This window comes from Solwaraspora sp. WMMD1047, assembly GCF_029626155.1.
Classification (GTDB): Bacteria; Actinomycetota; Actinomycetes; order Mycobacteriales; family Micromonosporaceae; genus WMMD1047.
Map to the genome: position 1 here is coordinate 6,591,467 of NZ_JARUBL010000001.1, position 19,697 is coordinate 6,611,163.

General features: G+C 73.0%; 18 protein-coding genes. 7 read left to right on the forward strand and 11 right to left on the reverse strand.

The features are described 5' to 3' along the window. Positions 1 to 27: 27 nt before the first annotated feature. Both O7627_RS30155 and O7627_RS30160 read right to left on the reverse strand, forming a co-directional pair. Positions 28 to 1,599 (reverse strand): leucyl aminopeptidase family protein, encoded by a 1,572-nt coding sequence (locus O7627_RS30155; protein ID WP_278096838.1) that lies wholly within the window; start codon positions 1,597 to 1,599, stop codon positions 28 to 30. A gap of 248 nt (positions 1,600 to 1,847) precedes the next feature. Further along, entirely contained in the window at positions 1,848 to 2,015 is a 168-nt protein-coding gene (locus O7627_RS30160; protein WP_007455245.1) for a DUF3117 domain-containing protein, read from the reverse strand. 184 nt (positions 2,016 to 2,199) lie between these two features. Between O7627_RS30160 and O7627_RS30165 the strand changes: the two genes are divergently transcribed. After that, on the forward strand, positions 2,200 to 3,024 hold the full coding sequence (locus tag O7627_RS30165; RefSeq protein WP_278096839.1) for a PaaX family transcriptional regulator C-terminal domain-containing protein: 825 nt from the start codon (positions 2,200 to 2,202) through the stop codon (positions 3,022 to 3,024). Further along, positions 3,021 to 3,812, forward strand: a complete 792-nt coding sequence (locus O7627_RS30170; protein WP_278096840.1) for an enoyl-CoA hydratase-related protein — start codon at positions 3,021 to 3,023, stop codon at positions 3,810 to 3,812. The genes O7627_RS30165 and O7627_RS30170 overlap by 4 nt, the downstream gene beginning before the upstream one ends. Positions 3,813 to 3,816: 4 nt before the next feature. Here O7627_RS30170 and O7627_RS30175 read toward each other — a convergent pair whose 3' ends face one another. Genes O7627_RS30175 through O7627_RS30190 form a run of 4 tightly spaced genes read right to left on the reverse strand, consistent with a single transcriptional unit; the run spans position 3,817 to position 6,420 of the window. Next, positions 3,817 to 4,386 (reverse strand): hypothetical protein, encoded by a 570-nt coding sequence (locus tag O7627_RS30175; RefSeq protein ID WP_278096841.1) that lies wholly within the window; start codon positions 4,384 to 4,386, stop codon positions 3,817 to 3,819. Positions 4,387 to 4,443: 57 nt separating this feature from the next. Then, positions 4,444 to 5,055, reverse strand: a complete 612-nt coding sequence (locus O7627_RS30180; protein ID WP_278096842.1) for a DNA-3-methyladenine glycosylase I — start codon at positions 5,053 to 5,055, stop codon at positions 4,444 to 4,446. Between the two features lie 49 nt (positions 5,056 to 5,104). Next, complete coding sequence (locus O7627_RS30185) at positions 5,105 to 5,659, reverse strand: SRPBCC family protein (protein WP_278096843.1); 555 nt, start codon at positions 5,657 to 5,659, stop codon at positions 5,105 to 5,107. Continuing rightward, positions 5,656 to 6,420 (reverse strand): DivIVA domain-containing protein, encoded by a 765-nt coding sequence (locus tag O7627_RS30190; protein ID WP_278096844.1) that lies wholly within the window; start codon positions 6,418 to 6,420, stop codon positions 5,656 to 5,658. The genes O7627_RS30185 and O7627_RS30190 overlap by 4 nt, the downstream gene beginning before the upstream one ends. A gap of 119 nt (positions 6,421 to 6,539) precedes the next feature. Between O7627_RS30190 and folP the strand changes: the two genes are divergently transcribed. Further along, a complete protein-coding gene (folP, locus tag O7627_RS30195) occupies positions 6,540 to 7,409 on the forward strand; it encodes a dihydropteroate synthase (RefSeq protein ID WP_278096845.1) in 870 nt (289 codons plus the stop codon). Between the two features lie 41 nt (positions 7,410 to 7,450). On the opposite strand, the gene ndhC is transcribed toward folP, so the two are convergent. After that, positions 7,451 to 7,831, reverse strand: a complete 381-nt coding sequence (gene ndhC, locus O7627_RS30200; RefSeq protein ID WP_278096846.1) for an NADH-quinone oxidoreductase subunit A — start codon at positions 7,829 to 7,831, stop codon at positions 7,451 to 7,453. A 254-nt stretch (positions 7,832 to 8,085) separates the two neighbouring features. On the opposite strand from ndhC, the gene O7627_RS30205 reads away from it, so the two are divergent. Next, the gene (locus tag O7627_RS30205) at positions 8,086 to 9,933 is read left to right on the forward strand and encodes a 2-oxoacid:acceptor oxidoreductase subunit alpha (protein WP_278096847.1); all 1,848 of its coding nucleotides are present in this window, start codon (positions 8,086 to 8,088) and stop codon (positions 9,931 to 9,933) included. Continuing rightward, on the forward strand, positions 9,926 to 10,993 hold the full coding sequence (locus tag O7627_RS30210; protein WP_278096848.1) for a 2-oxoacid:ferredoxin oxidoreductase subunit beta: 1,068 nt from the start codon (positions 9,926 to 9,928) through the stop codon (positions 10,991 to 10,993). Before O7627_RS30205 ends, O7627_RS30210 begins: the two co-directional genes overlap by 8 nt. 22 nt (positions 10,994 to 11,015) lie before the next feature. Here the strand turns inward: O7627_RS30210 and O7627_RS30215 are convergent, their stop codons facing one another. Both O7627_RS30215 and O7627_RS30220 read right to left on the reverse strand, forming a co-directional pair. After that, complete coding sequence (locus tag O7627_RS30215; protein ID WP_278096849.1) at positions 11,016 to 12,767, reverse strand: sulfatase; 1,752 nt, start codon at positions 12,765 to 12,767, stop codon at positions 11,016 to 11,018. Between the two features lie 16 nt (positions 12,768 to 12,783). After that, positions 12,784 to 13,797, reverse strand: coding sequence for a potassium channel family protein (locus tag O7627_RS30220; protein ID WP_278096850.1), 1,014 nt, complete (start codon positions 13,795 to 13,797; stop codon positions 12,784 to 12,786). 210 nt (positions 13,798 to 14,007) lie between these two features. On the opposite strand from O7627_RS30220, the gene O7627_RS30225 reads away from it, so the two are divergent. Further along, positions 14,008 to 15,618 (forward strand): family 10 glycosylhydrolase, encoded by a 1,611-nt coding sequence (locus O7627_RS30225; protein ID WP_278096851.1) that lies wholly within the window; start codon positions 14,008 to 14,010, stop codon positions 15,616 to 15,618. Positions 15,619 to 15,826: 208 nt separating this feature from the next. Further along, positions 15,827 to 16,363 carry a phospholipase gene (locus O7627_RS30230; protein ID WP_278096852.1) on the forward strand — a complete coding sequence of 179 codons (537 nt, stop codon included), beginning with the start codon at positions 15,827 to 15,829 and terminating at the stop codon, positions 16,361 to 16,363. A gap of 31 nt (positions 16,364 to 16,394) precedes the next feature. Here the strand turns inward: O7627_RS30230 and O7627_RS30235 are convergent, their stop codons facing one another. Both O7627_RS30235 and O7627_RS30240 read right to left on the reverse strand, forming a co-directional pair. Beyond that, the gene (locus O7627_RS30235; RefSeq protein WP_278096853.1) at positions 16,395 to 19,289 is read right to left on the reverse strand and encodes an adenylate/guanylate cyclase domain-containing protein; all 2,895 of its coding nucleotides are present in this window, start codon (positions 19,287 to 19,289) and stop codon (positions 16,395 to 16,397) included. 179 nt (positions 19,290 to 19,468) lie between these two features. Beyond that, positions 19,469 to 19,684 carry a zinc ribbon domain-containing protein gene (locus O7627_RS30240; RefSeq protein WP_278096854.1) on the reverse strand — a complete coding sequence of 72 codons (216 nt, stop codon included), beginning with the start codon at positions 19,682 to 19,684 and terminating at the stop codon, positions 19,469 to 19,471. Positions 19,685 to 19,697 lie beyond the last annotated feature (13 nt).

Consider the following 19,697-nt stretch of genomic DNA (forward strand, 5'->3'; position numbering starts at 1 on the left):
CACGCCGGCTCAGCGGGCCACGCCGGCTCAGAGGGTCGCCAGCCAGCGGAGCAGGATGCGTACGCCCCAGCCGGTGGCGCCCTTGACCAGTTCGGCGTCGTCGCCGTCGGCCCAGGACGGCGCCGACATGTCGATGTGCGCCCACCGGTCCCGCAGGTCGCCGGCGAACTCCCGCAGGTAGAGCGCGGCCAGGATCGATCCGCCGCCCTGGTTCGGCGCGCTGTAGAGGTCGGCCACCTCGCTGCCGAGGTATTCCACGTAGTCGCCGGGGAGCGGCAGCCGCCAGGCGCGTTCGCCGGTGCTGGCGGCGGCGGCCAGCAGGGCGGCGGCCAGGTCGTCGTTCTCGGCGTAGAGGGCGGCGGTGCGCTTGCCGAGGGCGACCGCGTTGGCGCCGGTGAGGGTGGCCAGGTCGACCAGCAGGTCCGGCGCCAGGCGGTCGACCGCGTACGCGAGGGCGTCGGCCAGCACCAGCCGCCCCTCCGCGTCGGTGTTGGTGCTCTCGCTGGTCAGGCCGCCGTAGTGGCGGATCACGTCGCCCGGCCGGTACGCCGAGCCGCTGACCATGTTCTCGGCCAGCGGCGCCAGGGCGGTGATCCGGACCGGTAGCCGCAGCGCGGCGGCGCCGATCGTCGCGGCCAGCACCGCGGCGGCGCCGCCCATGTCCTTGCGCATCAGCTTCATCGCACCGGTGGGCTTGATCGAGATGCCGCCGGTGTCGAAGGTGATGCCCTTGCCGACCAGCACCACGTGGGTCCGGGCATCGGCCGGCGACCATCCGCACTCGACCAGGCGGGGACCGTGCGCCGAGCCGCCGCCGACCGCGAGCATGCCGCCGAAGCCCGCCTCGGCCAGCTCGTCCGGCCCCCGGACGGTGACGGTCAGGCCGTCCCGGCCGGCCGCGGCGGTCACGATCTGCTCGGCCAGCCAGGCCGGTGTCTTCACCGACGATGGGGTGTTCGTCAGGTCGCGGGCGAACCGGGTGGCCTCGGTCACCGCCCGCGCCTCGGCCAGCGCCGGGCCGTGTGCCGCCGGGTCGGCCACCACCAACGCCACCTCGGCCAGCCGGCCGGATGCCGGCTCGGCTTCGCCGGCCGCCGCCGGGTCGCCGGGGCCGGCCGGCGCCCGGAACCGGTACGACGCCAGCCAGAGCCCTTCCGCCAGGCCCCGGACCGCCTCGGCGGGCGGGTCGGCCGGCAGGCCGATAGTGATCGAGATCTCCCGGGCGGCGGCCCGGGCCAGGCCGGCGCCGGCCGCCCGCCAACCGGCCTCGTCGCCGGCCCCGATGCCGAACAGCAGCAGCCGGTTCGGCTCGCTCGCCGGCCGCAGCGCCAGATGGACCTTACCGGCGGTGCCGTGGTGCGGCACGAGCGGCACCAGCGCGCCCGCCTCGGCCAACAGCTCGGCCGGGACCGCCAGCGCGGTCGGGACCAGCCGGCCGTCGCCCCGGCCGGCCGCGGCATCGGCCTCCGACGCGGAGCCGTCTGCAGCGTCGGCCCCGGCCGCGGGATCGGTCGCAGCGGCGGGACCGGCGGGTCGGACCGGGAGCGCGAGCGCGGCGGTGTCGTCGATGGGCCCGGTTACCAGGCGGATGTCCAGCACCGGGACCGTACCTCCAGGGGTTTGTCGGCGGGCCGCCCCGCGGTGTGCGGGGTGGTCCGGTGGGGGCGGTTCTCGTGCGGCGGCCGGCCGCTGACGCGGCAGGTGTCCGTGGACCGGCCGGTGGCGCGGGAGGTGCCGCTCGTGGGCCGGCCGGGTGCGCGGCGACGAACCTGGGCCATCGGCGATGCCGATGGCCCAGGTCTGACGGACGATCCGGAAGCGACCAGCCGTCGGAACTCGTCAACCACTCAGCCGGCGGCGGCCTTCAGCGCGTCACCGAGCGCGTTGGCCTCGTCGGGAGTCATCTCAACGACGAGCCGGCCACCACCTTCCAGCGGAACCCGCATGACGATGCCCCGGCCCTCCTTGGTGACTTCCAGCGGACCGTCGCCCGTCCGCGGCTTCATCGCCGCCATCTTGTCTCCCCTCAGACTCACCAGGGTCGGTGGGTTGCCCCACATCCAAATTCGCCACTCACCGCGCAGGCTCGCGGTGCCGACCCACGATTTTCCCTGATGAACACCGCCGGACCCAAACCGAACCAGTATTGATGTAACAGCATCTAGCATATCTTGAGAAGGGCTGTCACAATGTGCGGTCATGCAGGCACGGTCGGCCCTCTTCGACCTCTTCGGCGACCACCTCCGGTCCCGGGGTGGTCGCGCGCCGGTGGCTGCCCTGGTCAAACTGCTTTCTCCGCTCGGGATCGCGCCTCCGGCGGTGCGCACCGCGGTCTCCCGGATGGTCCGCCAGGGGTGGTTGCACCCACTCCGGCTGAACAGCGGACCGGGCTATCTGCTCACCCCTAAAGCCGCCCGCAGGCTGGACGAGGCGGCAGCCAGAATCTACCGAACGGGCAAGATCGGGTGGGACGGCAGGTTCGATCTGATCGTACTGGAGGCAGCCGGCAACCGCCGCGAACGCCAACGTCTCGCCGCAAACCTCGCCTTCCTCGGCTATGGGACGTTGGACGAGCAGACCTGGGTCGCCACCCGGCCGGGTGAGGAGATCGACTCCCTGCTCACCGAGGCCGGCGTACGCTACGAGCGATTCACCGCCACCCACGCCGCCGGCACCCCGGGCGCGATGGCGGTGGTCCGCCGGGCCTGGGATCTGGACGCCATCGGCCAGGCCTACGAGCGGTTCGTCAGCGAGCAGCGGCCGCTGCTGTCCGGCATCACGGTGCGCAGCGGGGACGAGGCGGCCTACGCCGCCCGGTTCCGGCTGGTGCACGCCTGGCGGACATTCCTGTTCCAGGATCCACAGCTCCCGCCGGCGCTGCTGCCCGAACGGTGGCCGGGTACCGCCGCGGCGGCCTTCTTCGACCGGCACGCCGCCCGACTCCGGCCGGCCGCCGACCGCTACGTCGAGCAGTGCCTGGAGGCCGGCACCAAAGCCGCCGTACGACAGAAGGGCCAACCGTGACCGAGCCACTGCTCGTCGACCGCACCGGACCCGTGGTCACCCTGACCCTCAACCGGCCGGAGTCGATGAACTCGCTCGACGTGGCCCTCAAGGAGGCGCTGCGGGACGCCCTGGCCGGCCTGGAGACCGACCGCTCCTGCCGGGCCGTGGTGCTGACCGGGGCCGGCCGGGCCTTCTGCGCCGGCCAGGACCTCCAGGAGCACGTACGCACGCTGGCGACCGGCGACAGCGATCCGCTGGCCACCGTCCGCGACCACTACAACCCGATCGCCGCCCGGTTGGCGCACCTGCCCATGCCGGTGGTCGCGGCCGTCCGCGGCATGGCCGCCGGTGCCGGCGCCTCGCTGGCCCTCCTCGCCGACCTGCGGATCGGCGGGCCGAAGACCAGCTTCCTGATGGCCTTCGCCAAGGTCGGACTGGCCGCCGACACCGGGGCCTCCTGGACGCTGCCCCGGCTGGTCGGGCACGCCAAGGCGATCGAGCTGCTGCTGCTCGCCGAGCCGGTGCCGGCCGCCGAGGCGCACCGGCTCGGCCTGCTCAACCAGCTGCTCGACGACGACGAGGAGGTGCTGCCGGCAGCCCAGGCGCTGGCCGCCCGGCTGGCCGCCGGGCCGACGGTGGCGTACGGCGCGATCAAGCGCCAGTTGTCCATCGGCGCCGCCGGCACCCTCGCCGACGCGCTGGCCGCGGAGGCGCACGCGCAGCGCATCTGCGGCGCCACCGCCGATCACCGGGCCGCGACGGAGGCGTTCGTGGCCAAGCGGAAGGCGGTCTTCGAGGGCCGTTGACGGCTCAGTCGTCGTCCTCTTCGGGGTCCTGGTTCGCCTCGGCGCCCAGCACGAACGCCTGCATGGCCAGCTCGTCCCCGCTCGGCCAGACGTAGGTGGGCAGCTCCCGCGGACCCAGCTCGCGGACGTACGACCAGAAGAGCCGGACCGCCTCGGCCCGGGACGACGCCTCGATCGGCAGGTCGAGGCTGACCAGGTAGGTCCGCCGGTCGGCGGGGGGTCCGACCCGGCCGGCCAGCTCGCGGTAGGTGGCCGGGTCGACCGGCGTCACCGGCCCGTCGAGGGCGAGCGCGTCGGCGGGCGCCGGCTCGTCGAACGCCCGGCGGGTGTAGGTCACCACCAGCTGGTCCCGGACCGACCCGGGTGCCGCGCCGGCCCGCTGCGGTACGCCCGCACCCACCCGGCCCAACGCGACCACGAGCGGTCGCTCCTGGTCGTCGCGGACCACCAGGACCTCGTCCCCGGGCGCCGGCCGGTGCCGGTCGGAGATCCCGGTCAGCTCCAGGTTGTCGTGGTGGAACAGCCGTTCCGCCTCGAACCGCCCACTCGGGATGACCACCGCCCACGCGCTCACGCCCGGTCCTCCACAACCCGCCCGGACGCTGCTGTCCGCCCCGAACCATTCATGGGGCTATCCCATCACGACCCCGGCCGCCGGCCGCGACGCGGTGGCCGGCGGCGGCACGTGGCACCCGGCCAGGTGGTCGTCGACCATCCCGGTCGCCTGCATCAACGCGTACGCGGTGGTGGGGCCCACGAAGCGGAAACCGTGCCGCTTGAGCGCCTTGGCCATCGCCGTCGACTCGACGGTGCTGGCCGGTACCGCGGCGAAGTCCGGCAACCGGGTCGCCCGCGGCGGCGGGGCGAAGCTCCAGAGCAGGGCGGCCAGCCCGCCCGGCAGTTCCAGCGCGGCGCGCGCGTTCGCGATCGCGGCTTCGATCTTGGCGCGGTTGCGGACGATGCCGGCGTCGGCCATCAGCCGGGCCACCTCCGCCTCCCGGTAGCCGGCCACGGTCGGGATCCGGAACTGGTCGAACGCCACCCGGAAGGCCGGTCGCTTGCGCAGGATGGTCAGCCAGGAGAGGCCGGACTGGAACGCCTCCAGGGTGAGCCGCTCGAACAGGGCGTCGTCGCCGTGCAGCGGCCGGCCCCACTCCTCGTCGTGGTAGGCCGCGTAGTCGGGAGTGCTCGCCCCCCAGGCGCACCGGGACAACCCGTCGGCGCCGATCACCAGGTCCGTCACGACCCACACGCTAGGCCAGCCCACCGACAACCCGGCCGGGCCGGACGGATCAGGGCAGTCGGCCCCGCTCGACCAGCCGGGCGAACCGCTTCAGCGCCTGGGTGAGGCTGAACTTCGAGCCGGGCCAGAGCACCGGCCAGGCGACCCGTCCGGCCGCGCCACCGGGCAGGTGGAACCACTCGTGCCAGACCACCTGCGTCCGCTCCCGGTCCATCTGGGTGCAGCGCAGCACCCCCGGACCGCGCAGCACCGAACCGCAGTGCACCACCCGCACCTCGTACGGCGGGTCCAGCCGGACCACCCGCATCTCGTCGCGGAGCACCGCCGGTCCGACCGCCGTGACGGCCTCGACCAGGCTGCCCTCGCCGCCGTCGCCCTGGACCACCCGGACCCGGGTGAACGGAATCCACTCCCCCTGCCGTTCCCAGGCGGTGAAGCCGGCGAACACCCGGTCGGCGGCGGCGTTGACGATCACCGTCGCGGTGACCTCGCCGGCCCCTGGCTGGGCCGCCGCCCGCAGCCGCTCCCCGCCCCGGCCCTCGGCCGTGGCGTCGGACCGGCCGGCGCCGGGCTCACCGGTCCAGCCGGATCCGGGGTCGCTCATGCTCGCTCCGACGGGACCGGGCCCCGCGCCTGGTCGGACTGGTCCGGCTGGCTCGCCTCGGCGGCCGGTTGCCTGTCGGCGCTCGGCTCGACCGCGTTCCCGGCCTGATCGGCGCCGGGCGAGGCGGTCGGTGCCGCGGAGCCGCCGGTCCCTGGGGCGGCGGCTCGCGGGTCGACGGCGTCCTCGCCGCCGGCCACCGGCCCGGCCGGGCTCGCCGTGCCCGGGTCGGCCGGCTCGGCCCCGTTCGGGTCGGCCGTCGCCGCGACGTCGCCCGACCGGTCCCGAGCAGCGCCGGCCGGACCAGGGTCCGCCGAGCCGGCGTCAGCGCCGGCCGGACCAGCGGACTCCGGGCCGGGGTCAGCCGGACCGGCGGACTCCGGGCCGGCGGCCGTCGCCGCCGGCACCAGGGCCGCCTGCCTGGCCCGGCGCAACGCGTCCGCGTCGGCCGGACGTCCCTCCCGCAACGCGGTGACCTCCGCCTCCAGTACGCCGATCAGCTCGTCCTTGTACCCGATGTCGTACGCGGCGCGGCGCAGCGCCTGGTCGACCTGGGCCATTCGATACCCCCGTACCGTCGTGTCGAACCGGACCTGGGAGACATCGGCCTCGACCAGTGGCCGGGTGACCGGCAACGGCACCGCACGTCCGTCCGGCTCGGCGGGCGCCAGGCCCGGATCGTTGCCGGTCGCCAGCACCGTCACACCGAACACGACCGCCGCGACGGTCAACGCCACGACCAGGAGTAGCAGAAACTGACCCATAGACCGATCGTGGCATGGCGGACGCCGGCGGGCGACCCCGCCACCCCGGTCGGCTCCCTCCGGGCCGGTCCCGGCCCCGGCCGGCTAGCGTCGGTTCCCGACAGGCGGGAGGGGTGGCGATGGCCGGAGAGCTGCGACTGGGCCGGCGCGGCTTCGCGCCCGGCGAACCGGCGCTGATGGCGATCGTCAACCGGACCCCCGACTCGTTCTTCGACCGGGGTGCGACGTTCGCCGCCGACAGCGCGCTGCGGGCGGTCGAGACCGCCGTCGCCGACGGTGCCGACATCATCGACATCGGCGGGGTCAAGGCCGGTCCCGGCGACCCGGTGGACGCCGCCGAGGAGATCCGCCGGACGGTGCCCACCATCGCCGCGGTCCGGGCCGCCTTCCCGGAGGTGGTGATCTCGATCGACACCTGGCGGGCGGCGGTCGCCGTCGAGGCCGTCGCGGCCGGCGCCGACCTGATCAACGACACCTGGAGCGGCGCCGACCCGGAGCTGGCGGCGGTCGCCGCGCGGACCGGCGCCGGGCTGGTCTGCGCGCACACCGGCGGCCTGCGGCCGCGTACCCGGCCGCACCGGGCCGCCTTCGACGACGTGGTGGTCGACGTGGTGGAAACCGTCACCGGGCTCGCCGAGCGGGCGGTGCGCCTCGGGGTACGCCCGGACGGCATTCTGGTCGATCCGACGCACGACTTCGGCAAGAACACCCGGCATTCGCTGGAGCTCACCCGCCGGCTCGGTGAGCTGGTCGCGACGGGTTGGCCGGTGCTGGTGGCCGTGTCGAACAAGGATTTCATCGGCGAGACGCTGGATCTGCCGGTCGGCGAACGGCTGCCGGGCACGCTGGCCACCACCGCCGTCTCGGCCTGGCTGGGCGCCCGGGTCTTCCGGGCGCACCAGGTCCGGCAGACCCGGCAGGCGCTGGACATGGTCGCCTCGATCCGGGGCGACCGGCCGCCCGCCGTGTCCCGGCGGGCGCTGGCCTGAGCCGCCGCGGACGCCGGCCGGCAGCGGTCGCGGCGGGACCGTCAGCCGGTCCAGCGCAGGATGTTCTTGCGCCAGGCGTAGAGGATGCCGAGCGCGAGCACGGCCACGAAGATCGCCATCTCGACGACCGTCACGATCCCGAAGCCGGGCCGGTCGAACACCACCGCCCACGGGAACAGGAAGACCGCCTCGACCGCGAAGAGCACGTAGAGGTAGGCGTAGACGTAGTACCGGATCTGCGCCTGCGCCCAGTCGCCGCCGACCGGATCGAGCCCGCACTCGTAGCTGGCCCGTTTGCCCACCGGGTCGGCCGGCCGGGCCGGCCGGAGCAGCCGGTTGGCGGTGAAGGCCACCACGAAGAAGAGCACGCTGACGATCAGCAGCAGGCCGAGTGTCGCGTACGACCCCAGGTACCCGCTCATGGCCGGAGCCTACCCGTCCGGTCGCGGTGAACCGGCCCGGCCGCCCGGTCGGGACGGCACCGTGATCTCGCTTACCTCAGCAGGATTTGTGCCCATAAGTAATGCTGAAACCGGATGATTCAGCGTCCCATCGGGCGGACGTCGGGGAAGGATTACCTAAGGATTCGACGTAGGCTCTTGGTGAATGACTGAGATCGGACGCAGCGGGCCCTACGGAGCTGGTCCTACGGAGCGCAGCGAAGCGAGGTATGGGCGTGACCAAGCAGGTCCGGCAGCTGGATCGGGTGGTAATCCGGTTCGCTGGTGACTCCGGCGACGGCATGCAGCTCACCGGTGATCGGTTCACCTCGGAAACCGCACAGCTCGGCAACGACATCTCGACCCTGCCGAACTTCCCCGCGGAGATCAGGGCGCCGGCCGGCACCCTGCCCGGGGTCTCCAGCTTCCAGGTGCACTTCGCCGACTACGACATCCTCACCCCGGGCGACGCACCGAACGTCCTGGTGGCGATGAACCCGGCCGCACTGAAGGCGAACCTGGCGGACCTGCCGCGCGGCGCCGACATCATCGTCAACACCGACGAGTTCACCCGGCGCAACCTGGCCAAGGTGGGCTACCAGGTGAGCCCGCTGGAGGACGGTTCGCTGGACGGCTACGTCCTGCACCCGGTCGCGCTGACCTCGATGACGGTGGGCGCGCTCGCCGAGTTCGCGGTGTCGAAGAAGGACGCCGAGCGGGCCAAGAACATGTTCGCCCTCGGCCTGCTCTCCTGGATGTACTCCCGCCCGTACGGCTCGACGATCCGGTTCCTGGAGCGCAAGTTCGCCACCCGGCCGGAGCTGGTCGCCGCCAACACGGCCGCCTTCAAGGCGGGCTGGAACTTCGGCGAGACGACCGAGGACTTCGGCGTCCGGTACGAGGTCAAGCCGGCCAAGATGCCGGCCGGCACCTACCGCAACATCACCGGCAACGCCGCGCTCTCGCTCGGGTTGGTGGCCGCCGGGGTACGGTCGCGGCTGCCGGTCTTCCTGGGCGCGTACCCGATCACGCCGGCCTCGGACATCCTGCACGAACTGAGCAAGCACAAGCGGTTCGGCGTGACCACCATGCAGGCCGAGGACGAGATCGCCGCGATCGGCGCGGCGCTGGGCGCGGCGTACGGCGGCGCGCTGGGGGTGACCACCACCAGCGGACCGGGGGTCGCGCTCAAGGGCGAGACCATCTCGCTGGCCGTCGCGCTGGAGCTGCCGCTGGTCATCGTCGACGTGCAGCGGGCCGGCCCGTCCACCGGGATGCCGACCAAGACCGAGCAGGCCGACCTGAACATGGCGCTGTTCGGCCGGCACGGGGAGGCGCCGGTGGCGGTGGTGGCACCCCGCTCGCCGTCGGACTGCTTCCACGCCGCCATCGAGGCGGCCCGGATCGCGCTCACCTACCGCACGCCGGTGCTGCTGCTGTCGGACAACTACGTGGCCAACGGCTCCGAGCCGTGGCTGCTGCCGGAGGTCGACTCCCTGCCGGACCTGCGGGTCGAGTTCGCCACCGCGCCCAACAGCGAGGACGGCAGCACCTTCCTGCCGTACCTTCGCGACCCGCAGACGCTGGCCCGGCCGTGGGCGATCCCCGGCACCGCCGGCCTGGAGCACCGGATCGGCGGCCTGGAGAAGGCCGACAAGACCGGCGACATCTCGTACGACCCGGCGAACCACGATTTCATGGTGCGGACCCGGGCGGCCCGGATCGAGTCGATCCCGGTGCCCGACGTCGAGGTCGAGGATCCCGACGGGGACGCCCGGCTGCTGGTGCTCGGTTGGGGCTCCACCTACGGCCCGATCGGCGCCGCCTGCCGGGGGTTGCGCCAGCGTGGCCTGCCGGTGGCCCAGGCGCACCTGCGCCACCTGGCGCCGCTGCCGGCCAACCTCGGCGAGGTGCTCGCCTCCTACGACAAGGTGGTGATCCCGGAGATGAACCTCGGTCAGCTCGGCCACGTCATCCGGGCCCGCTACCTGGTCGACGCGATCGGATACAACCAGGTCCGCGGCCTGCCGTTCACCGCCGCGGAGCTGGAGACCATGCTGGAAGAGGTCGTCAAGAATGCCTGAGCCCGTCGCCGTCAAGCTCACCGCGAAGGACTTCAAGTCCGACCAGGAGGTGCGCTGGTGCCCCGGTTGTGGCGACTACGCCATCCTCGCGGCGGTGCAGTCCTTCATGCCGGAGCTGCAGATCCCCCGGGAGCGGATCGTCTTCGTCTCCGGCATCGGCTGCTCGTCGCGGTTCCCGTACTACATGAACACCTACGGGCTGCACTCGATCCACGGCCGCGCCCCGGCGATCGCCACCGGCCTGTCGGTCTCCCGGCCGGACCTGTCGGTCTGGGTGGTCACCGGTGACGGCGACGCGCTCTCGATCGGCGGCAACCACCTGATCCACGCGCTGCGCCGCAACGTCAACTTCAAGATCCTGCTCTTCAACAACCGGATCTACGGTCTGACCAAGGGGCAGTACTCCCCCACCTCCGAGGTCGGCAAGATCACCAAGTCGACTCCGGTCGGCTCGGCGGACGCTCCGTTCAACCCGCTCTCGCTGGCGCTGGGCGCCGAGGCGACCTTCGTCGCCCGGACCATCGACTCCGACCGCAAGCACCTGCAGTCGGTGCTGCGGGCCGCCGCCGAGCACGAGGGCTCCGCGTTCGTGGAGATCTACCAGAACTGCAACATCTTCAACGACGGCGCGTTCGAGCAGCTCAAGGACCCGCAGACCCGCGACGACTACCTGATCCGGTTGGAGCACGGGGAGCCGATCGTCTTCGGCGCGACCGGCCACCCGAACAGCCAGGTCGGCGGCCGGGACGGGCAGTTCTGCGTGGTCCACCCGCCGGGCGGCTTCGGCCTGGAGGTCCGGGAGACCGCGTCGGTGCGGCCCGAGGAGATCGTCGTGCACGACGCGACGGTCAGCGAGCCCGCGTACGCCTTCGCGCTGTCCCGGCTGCCCGGCTTCGACCTGCGCAACACCCCGATCGGGGTGTTCCGGTCAGTCGACCGGCCGTCCTACGACAGCGCCATCCAGGCGCAGCTCGACGCCGCCAAGGCCAAGTCCACCGGTACGCCGGAGGAGCAGCTCGCCGGCCTGCTCAACTCCGGCGACACCTGGACGATCCTGTAGCTGTCTCGCCGGCGGGAGCCGGTCAGGAGAACGTGGTCAGGAACCGGTCCCGGAAGGTGTCCATCCGCCAGACCGGTGCCTGCGGACCCGGCATCAGGCCGTCCTGCCAGCCCCACCCGGCGGTCCGCGCCAGCACCGCCGGGTCGCGCGCGACGATGCTGATCGGCACGTCCCGACTGGCCCGCGGGCCGGTGATGAGCGGGGCCGGCTGGTGGTCGCCGAGGAAGACCAGGACCAGGTCGTCGTCGCCGTAGGTCTCGACGTACGAGATCAGGGTGCGCAGGGTGTACTCGACGGCCCGGCGGTACTCGGTGCGTACCTGTGCGGTGTCCGACCAGACCTCCTCGACCGACCGGCCGGTCTCCGGCATGCCCTCGAACGCCGAGCCGTCGCCGACGTCGGCCCAGTCGATCAGTTCGGGCAGCGGCGCCCACGGCGTGTGGCTGGAGAGCAGCGCGATCTCCGCCATCAGCGGGGGTTTTCCCGGCCCGGTGTACTCGGCCTGCCGGAAACCAGCGAGGGTGTACTGGTCGGGCATGGACGAGAAGTTGAACCGGGGGCCGCGGTAACCGAGGTTGCGGGAGTCGTACACCTGGTGGTAGCCGTAGAAGTCCCCCTCCGGCCAGGCCCGGGTGATGCCCGGCATGACGCCGACGGTCCGCCAGTCGGCGCGCCGGAAGGCGCTGTTGAGGGTGAGCCGGTCGCTTACCACCAGGTTGTCGTACCGCTGCTGGTTGTTGATCCACAGTCCGGACATCAGCGTGGCGTGGGCGAGCCAACTGTTGCCGCCGGCGGTCGGCGAGGTGAGGAAGCCGCTGCGGCCGGTGAATCCGGCCTCGGCCAGCCGGCGGTCGCCGTCCGCCAGCACCGCGCCGACCTGGGGGGCGTACTCCGGGTCGCTCACCGCGTCCCGCCCGTAGCTCTCCACGAAGGCGATGATGACGTCCTTGCCGCGCAGGGCGGTCAGCAACTCGTCGCCCGGGGTGTCCCGGAAGGCGTCGATCTTCACCTCCGCGGCGAACCGCTCCCGGTCCCGCAGCCCGTCGTACACCCCGTACGCCCGGTCGACGGCGAGCACACCGACCGGAGCCTCCGGCAGGACCGGTACGCCGAACACCGCGGTCACGACGCTCACCACCGCGAACACCGCCACGGTGCGGGCGGTCGTCCGCTCGTGCCGGACCAGCAGTCCGGTCAGCCGCAGCACCGACAGCGTCACGAGAACGAGTACCGCGACGGCGAGCAGCAGGGCGGCGACGGCCACGCCGACGGTGCCGGTCCGGCCGATCGAACCGGTGAGGAACTCCGCACCGGCGCCGAAGAGGATCCAGTCCAGCACCGGGTCGAACGGCCGGTCGAGCACCGTGTAGAAGCCCATGTCGACGATCTTCACGATGCCGAGCACGCCGAGGCCGACACCGATGACGGCGGACGCGACCCGGCGCGGCCGCGCCGACAGGATCAGCAGCAGGGCGACGAGCAGCAGCCCGTCCACCGGAATCCGCAGGAACGCCCACGGGGTCAGACTGTCGATCCGGTTCGGTGTGACGAACACGAGCAGGACCAGCAGCCCGGCCAGCACGTCGAGCACGGTCGACCCGACCGGTCGACGCCGCCGCGGCCGACCGCCGGCACCGCCCGGGACGGCGTCTACCGCGCCGCCATCGCCCCCGGCCGCCCCGTCCGGGGCGGCCGCACCCGCGACGGCGGCGCCGCCGGGCGGGGTGCGCCGGGCCTGGGTCGGCAACCGACGCAGGTGGGTGAGCAGAGACACCAGGCCCTCCGTCCCGTCAGGCGGAGGCCGGGGTCGGGGACCGATCGTCGCGGACGTAGACCAGCATGTCGCCGGTCTCGATCCGGACCGCCGACGGCTCCGACAGCGAGACCACCTTGCCGCGCCGGACCAGGGCGATCACCAGCGTCTCCAGCTTGCGCGGCGAGAGCCCCACCTCGTGCCGCTCGGCCGACCGCATCGCCAGCGCCATCCCCTGTCCGGGAGTGAGCAGATCCTCGACCACGTCGATGAGCGGCGGCGCGGACGTCGACACCCCGAGCAGCCGGCCCGCGGTGGCCGACGAGACGATGACGTGATGGGCGCCGCTCTGCTTGAGCAGCGGCGCGTTCTCCGCCTCCCGGGCGGCGGCGATGATCCGTACCTTGCCGGCGGTGAGCTGCCGGACGGTGAGGGTGACCAGGACCGAGACCTCGTCGCTGTCGGTGGCGATGATCACCGCCTTGGCGTTGCGGACGTGGGCCTCGTTGAGCACCGAGGAGCGGGTGGCCGAGCCCTCCACCGCGACGAGGCCGGCCGAGGTCGCCTGCCGGACCCCGGCCGCCGACCGCTCGACGACGAGGATCCGGGACTTGTCGAAGCCGGTCTCCAGCAGGGCGGAGACGGCGCTGCGGCCCTTGGTGCCGTAGCCGCAGATGATGACGTGGTCCTTCACAGTTTTCCTCCACCGCGTCAAGCGGAGGTTGGTCCGGTACTGCTCGGTCAGGACTTCGAGGGTGGTGCCGACCAGGATGATCAGGAACAGCACCCGGGCCGGGGTGATCACCAGGACGTTCACCAACCGGGCGTTCTCCGACACCGGCGCGATGTCGCCGTAGCCGGTGGTGGAGAGGGAGACCACCGTGTAGTAGAAGCAGTCCAGCAGGGTGAGCCCGTCACCGTTGTTGTCCCGGTAGCCCTCCCGGTCGAGGTAGACCACCGCGACGATGAAGAAGATCAGGCCCAGCGCGGCGGCGAGGCGCAGGCTCAGGGCCCGGGCCGGACCCCGGTGTACGGCGGGAAAATGAATCACGCTGGGTCACGCTCCACCATCTCGCCCACCTGCACGTGCTCAACATAGCCCCTGCTGTCCGGGGACGTTGACCGCCGGCTCGGATGACGCGACCGAGACGGTCGGAGTGTAACGATTAGTAGTGGACCGTCGACCTACCGGTGCGGATCCGCCCGCATCGCGTCGCGCGCCCACCCCGTCCCCCGGGGGTCTGCTGAAGGGACGCCGCTGATGAGGACTCATCGACTCGGCTCCGCCTTCCTGATGGTCGTACTCCTGCTGGTCGCTGTCCCGTTCGCGCTGCCGGTGGCCTCCGTCGCCTGTCCAGCCGCCGACCCGGCCGTGCCGAAACGCCAGTTTCGCGCGATGTGGATCGCCTCGGTGGTCAACATCGACTGGCCGAGCCGCTCCTCCCTGACCGCGCCGGATCGGATCGCCGTCCAGCAGGCCGAGTACCGGGGCTGGCTGGACCTGGCCCGGCGGCGCAACCACAACGCGGTGATCGTGCAGGTCCGACCGACCGCGGACGCCTTCTGGGCGTCGTCCTACGAGCCCTGGTCGGAGTACCTCACCGGGGTCCGGGGGCAGCACCCGGGCTGGGATCCGCTCGGCTACCTGGTCGACGCCGCGCACGAACGCGGCCTGGAGTTCCACGCCTGGTTCAACCCGTACCGGGCCTCGATGCCGGACGGCGCCGGGCCGAACCTGAACCTGCTGGCCCCCGGGCATCCGCTGCGGGCCAACCCGGACTGGGCGGTGGTCTACCCGGTCAACGCCGCCGGATCGCGGCTCTACTACAACCCGGGAGTGCCGGCGGCCCGGCAGTTCGTGCAGAACGCGATCATGGACGCGGTCACCCGCTACGACATCGACGGCGTGCACTTCGACGACTACTTCTACCCCTACCCGGCGGCCGGCCAGGACTTCCCCGACCAGGAAGCGTTCGCGCGGTACGGCGCCGGTTTCGGCAGCCGGGCCGACTGGCGGCGGCACAACGTCGACCTGCTCATCCAGGAGCTGGGTGCCCGGATCAAGGCCGCCAAGCCGTGGGTGAAGTTCGGGGTCAGTCCGTTCGGCATCTGGCGCAACCGGTCCGCCGACCCGCTCGGCTCGGCCACCAGCGGCCTGCAGTCGTGGGACGCGAACTTCGCCGACACCCGGTCCTGGGTACGCAACCAGTGGATCGACTACGTCGTGCCGCAGGTGTACTGGCACATCGGCTTCGCGACCGCCGACTACGCCGTCCTGGTGCCCTGGTGGGCGCAGGTGGTGGCCGGCACCCGGGTGCAGCTCTACATCGGGCAGGCCGACTACAAGATCGGTGACCCCGCCCAGCCGGCGCAGTGGCAGGACCCGGAGGAGATGTCCCGCCACCTGGCCCTGAACCGGTCCCATCCCGCCGTCGCCGGCAACGTGCACTTCAGCGCCGTGCAGGTGCGCGCCAACCGGCTCGGGGCGGTGGACCGGTACGCCGCGGCGCACTATTCGCGGCCGGCCCTGGTGCCCGCGATGCCGCACCTGCCGCGCCTGCCGATGCTGATGCCGACCCGGCTCGGTGCCACCCGGCAGGCCGACGGCATCCGGTTGAGCTGGCGCCGGCCGGCGCCGCCGTCAGCCGTCGCGACCGGGTACGCGGTGTACCGGGTCGACGGCGCCCACCCGCCGGGCGGCTGCCTGCTCGTCGACGCCCGGTATCTGGTCGGCACCGTCGCCGGGACGGGCGACGGTGGCTCGTTCCTGGACTCCTCGGCGGTGCCGGGCCGCCGCTACACCTACCTGGTGACCGGCCTGGACCGGCTGGCCAACGAGGGTCCGCCGAGCCTGCCCCGACCGGTCCGCTGACCACTCCGGGCCCCGGCCGCCAACCCGGCGGCCGGGGCAAGGGCATTCGCCTGTTTCGACGGAGGTCGGCAAAAGTTAACGCTCACTAGAGATCGTTGCCCACCGATTCCCCGAGACTGGTGACCATTCCGGTACCCACCGGTAACCATCGCTTTTCCGGCTGATGCCCGCACAACGGTCGTCAGTCCGTCTCGGAGGTGAACCACCCGTGCCCCGTCGACTCTCCACCCTGCTGGCGGCCGCCGCGCTCGCCCTGATCACCGTTCTCGGCGTCGCCACCCCGGCCGCCGCGGTGACCACGGCCCAGAAGCTCTCCGTCCTGTCGAGCTGGACCCAGACCAGTGCCAGCAGCTACAACTCCTGGAACGCGGCCCGCACCAACCGCGGCCCCTGGGCCGAGTACAACTTCAACTGGTCGACGGACTACTGCTCGTCGAGCCCCGACAACCCGCTCGGGTTCAACTTCACCCTCTCCTGCTACCGGCACGACTTCGGGTACCGCAACTACAAGGAGATGAGCCGGTTCTCCGCCAACAAGCCCCGCCTGGACAGCGCCTTCTACGAGGACCTCAAGCGGGCCTGCGCCACCTACAACGCGGTGGTCCGGCCGGCCTGTCTCAGCCTGGCCTGGACCTACTACCAGGCGGTCCGCATCTTCGGAAACCTGACGGTCAGCCAGGCCGACCTGGACCGCGCCGCCAAGATGAAGGCCGACGCCGAACGACGGGCGGCCGCCGCACGTTGATCCACCACGGCGGGGGCGGTCCGGGCCACGGTCAGGACCGCTCCCAGCCGTCGAGCGCCTCCCGCTGCGCGTCGGAGATCACCGGCCGGGGCAGCTCGACCGTCGCAGTCTCGTCGACCGGGCCGCGCCGGTCCCGGGACCGCTGGGTCGGGGTGTCGACCGCGGCGAACCGGATCGAGCCGGCCGCCAGGTCGGGGTGCTCCACGCCGAGGGCCACCGCCGCGGCCTCCTCCAGGTTCAGCTCGGCACCCTCGGCGTACGCGGTGTCGAAGGCGGCGTCGCCCAGGGTGGCCCGCAGCTCGGCCTGCTGCTCCAGCCAGTAGCTGCCGAACATACCCGGCGTACAGCGCATCGCCGAGCGGGTGAGCTGCGCGGCGCCGAACAGCCGGGTGGCGGTGACCGGATCGCCGCCGAGGGCGCAGCGCACCGCGATCGCGTTCACCGTGTCACAGGCCCGGCCGTGGAAGCCGTGGCTCATCCGGGACCGCAGCGCGACCACCAGGTGGTCGTGCGCGGCGACCAGATCCCCGCGGGCCAGCGCGACCATGCCGAGCAGCATGTCCACCGACCGTTTGCCCCGGTCGGTGGGGCGGGCCGCCTCCACCGGACGGGCCGCGCCGAGCAGGTCCGCCGCCTCGTCCAGCGCACCCCGCCGCCAGAGCAGCTCGGCGAGGCTGTAGACGGCCAGCAGCGCCTCGCTGGCGACCCGGTTCTCCCGGGCCCAGTCGATCACCTCCCGGCAGACCCGCTCGGCCTCGACGAACTGCCCCATGTCGATGAGCGGCGCGGCCCGGCCGGCGAGCACCCGGGCCAGCAGGCCGGCGTCGCCGGCCTGCCGGGCCGCTGACTCCGCCCGCTGGGAGAACCGCAGCTCCTCGGCGAACTCACCGTCCGCGCCGGCATGCAGCGAATGCATGTGGTACGCCGCCGCCAGCTCCGCCTCCGGGATCGACTCACCGGTCTCGGCGATCCGGCCGTAGAGCCGGAACAGCCAGAGCCGCCCCTCCCGGGCCAGCCCGCGCTCCCGCCACCACTCGTCCAGGCCGCTGGCCAGCTGCAGCCCGCGCCGGGCGCTGCCGCCGGTGGCCGTCCAGCGCAGCGCGGCGCGGGCCTCGTCGGCGAGCGGGTCGAGGGCGTACAGCGAGAGCGTCACCGGCCGCTCGTCCGGACCGAGGTAGGCCCGCTGCAGGGCGTGCAGCGACCAGGCGACGTGTCGATCCCGGGCGCCGCGTTCCTCGCCCGCGTCGACCAGCCGGCGGGCGGCGTACGCCCGGATCGGGTCGAGCATCCGGTAGGTGCTGCCGGAGGCGTTCGGTTCGGCCTGGATCATCGACTTGTCGACGAGCACGGAGAGCGGGTCGAGCGGGTCGTCGTCGAGCAGCCACTCCACCGTGGCCAGGTCGACCGGCCCGGAGAAGACGGCCAGCCAGCGCAGCAGCCGGGCCGCGCGGGGGCCGAGGGTGCGGTAGGACCAGGTGACCGTGGCCTGCATGGTCACGTGCCGTTGCAGGGCGGATCGCTGGACCGCCCGGGCGCCGGGCGGCGTCCGGACCGTGCCGAGGGCGGCGGCGGCCAGGTCCACGGTGTCGTGCTGGTTGGCGACCCAGCGCCGGCCGGCGGGCGCCTGGTCGGGTGCCTCCCGGCCGGCGTCCAGCGCGCCGAGCACGTCGTCGAGGCGCTCGGCGAGCTGGCTGGCCGACAGGACCCGCAGCCGGGCGGCGGCCAGTTCGATCGCCAGCGGCAGCCCATCGAGCCGGGTGACCACCCGCTGCAGTGCCGCGTACTCCGCGTCGGTGGCGCGCTGCCCGCCGCGGGCCGCGACGGTCCGGTCGAGCAACAGGGCGATCGCGTCGCTGGGTCCGCCGTCCGGCCCGGGTTCCACCGACAGCGGCGGGATCCGCCAGACCACCTCGCCGGGCAGGCCGAGCGATTCCCGGCTGGTGACCAGTACCCGGACCCCGGCGCCGCCGGTGAGCAGCCGGGAGAGCACCTCGGCGCAGGCGCGCGGCTGGGCGTCGCAGGTGTCCAGCACCAGCAGCATCCGCCGGGGGGCCGCGAACTCGACGAGCGTCTCGAGTATCGGGCGACCCGGTTCGGGCCGCAGCCCGAGCACCGCCGCGATCGCGAACGCCACCAGCCCCGGATCGGTCACGGTGGCGACGTCGACGAACCAGACCCCGTCCGGGTACGACTCGACCACGCCGCCGGCCAGCTCCACGGCGAGCCGGGTCTTGCCGGCACCGCCCGCCCCGACCACGTTGACCAGCCGGTGCTCGCTCACCAGTCGGCCCAGTTCGGCGTGCTCGGTGCGGCGGCCGACGAAGGAGGTCACCTGGGTCGGCAGGTTGTGCGGGACGGCGTCGGCGGTCCGGGGGCGCGGGAACTGGCGTTCCAGCCCCGGCGCGATCAACTGGAACAGCCGTTCCCGGTCGTCGAAGCCCCGCAGCCGGTGCAGCCCGAGGTCGAGCAGGGACATGCCGGGCGGCAGCGGCGCGGCGTGCCGGGCGGTGGCGCCGGAGCAGAGCACCTGGCCGCCGTGGGCGGCGGCGGCGATCCGGGCCGCCCGGTGCACCTCGGCGCTGGCGTACTCGCCGGCCAGGGGTACGGCGTGTCCGGTGTGCAGCCCCATCCGGACCCGGGGGGCGGCTTCCGGGGTCGGCCAGTCGTGGCTGGCCAGCGCCCGCTGCGCGGCCAGGCAGGCGTCCAGGGCGGCGGCCGCCTCGGCGAAGGCGATGAAGAACGAGTCGCCCTCGGTGAACAGCTCGGTGCCGTCGCTGGCGGCCAGGGTGGCGCGGAGCAGCCGCCGGTGCTCACTGAGGACCGGTCGGTAGCCCGAGCCGAGCATCTGGGCGAGTCGGGTGGAGCCCTCGATGTCGGTGAACATGAACGTGACCAGCCCGCTCGGCAGATGGGTCCGTGCCGACATGCGTGGAACCTCCCGCCCCCTGGAAGTCGGGTTCATGCTGCCGCAAATCGTCGGGCCGGCGCATCGTAGGAACGGACGGGACGAGCCCGCCCCAAGGTGCTAACCGCCGACTAATCAGCAAAAAAGACATCTCGGACATCGGCGATCGTGCCGGTCCACCCGCGATCAGCCGGACTCGGTCAGCAGCCGCAGCCGCCACCGCAACAGCCGCCTCCCCCGCCCGCCGCCGGGGCGGCGGCCGGGCCGCCGCGACCGGTCACCGCGACGGTGGAGAGAAGTTTGACCGTGTCGTCGTGACCGCTCGGACAGGACGCCGGCGCGGAGGCCTCGGCCATCGGCCGGTTCATCTCGAAGGTGTCGCCACAGGCTCGGCAACGGTATTCGTACCGGGGCATGCCGACAGCCTAC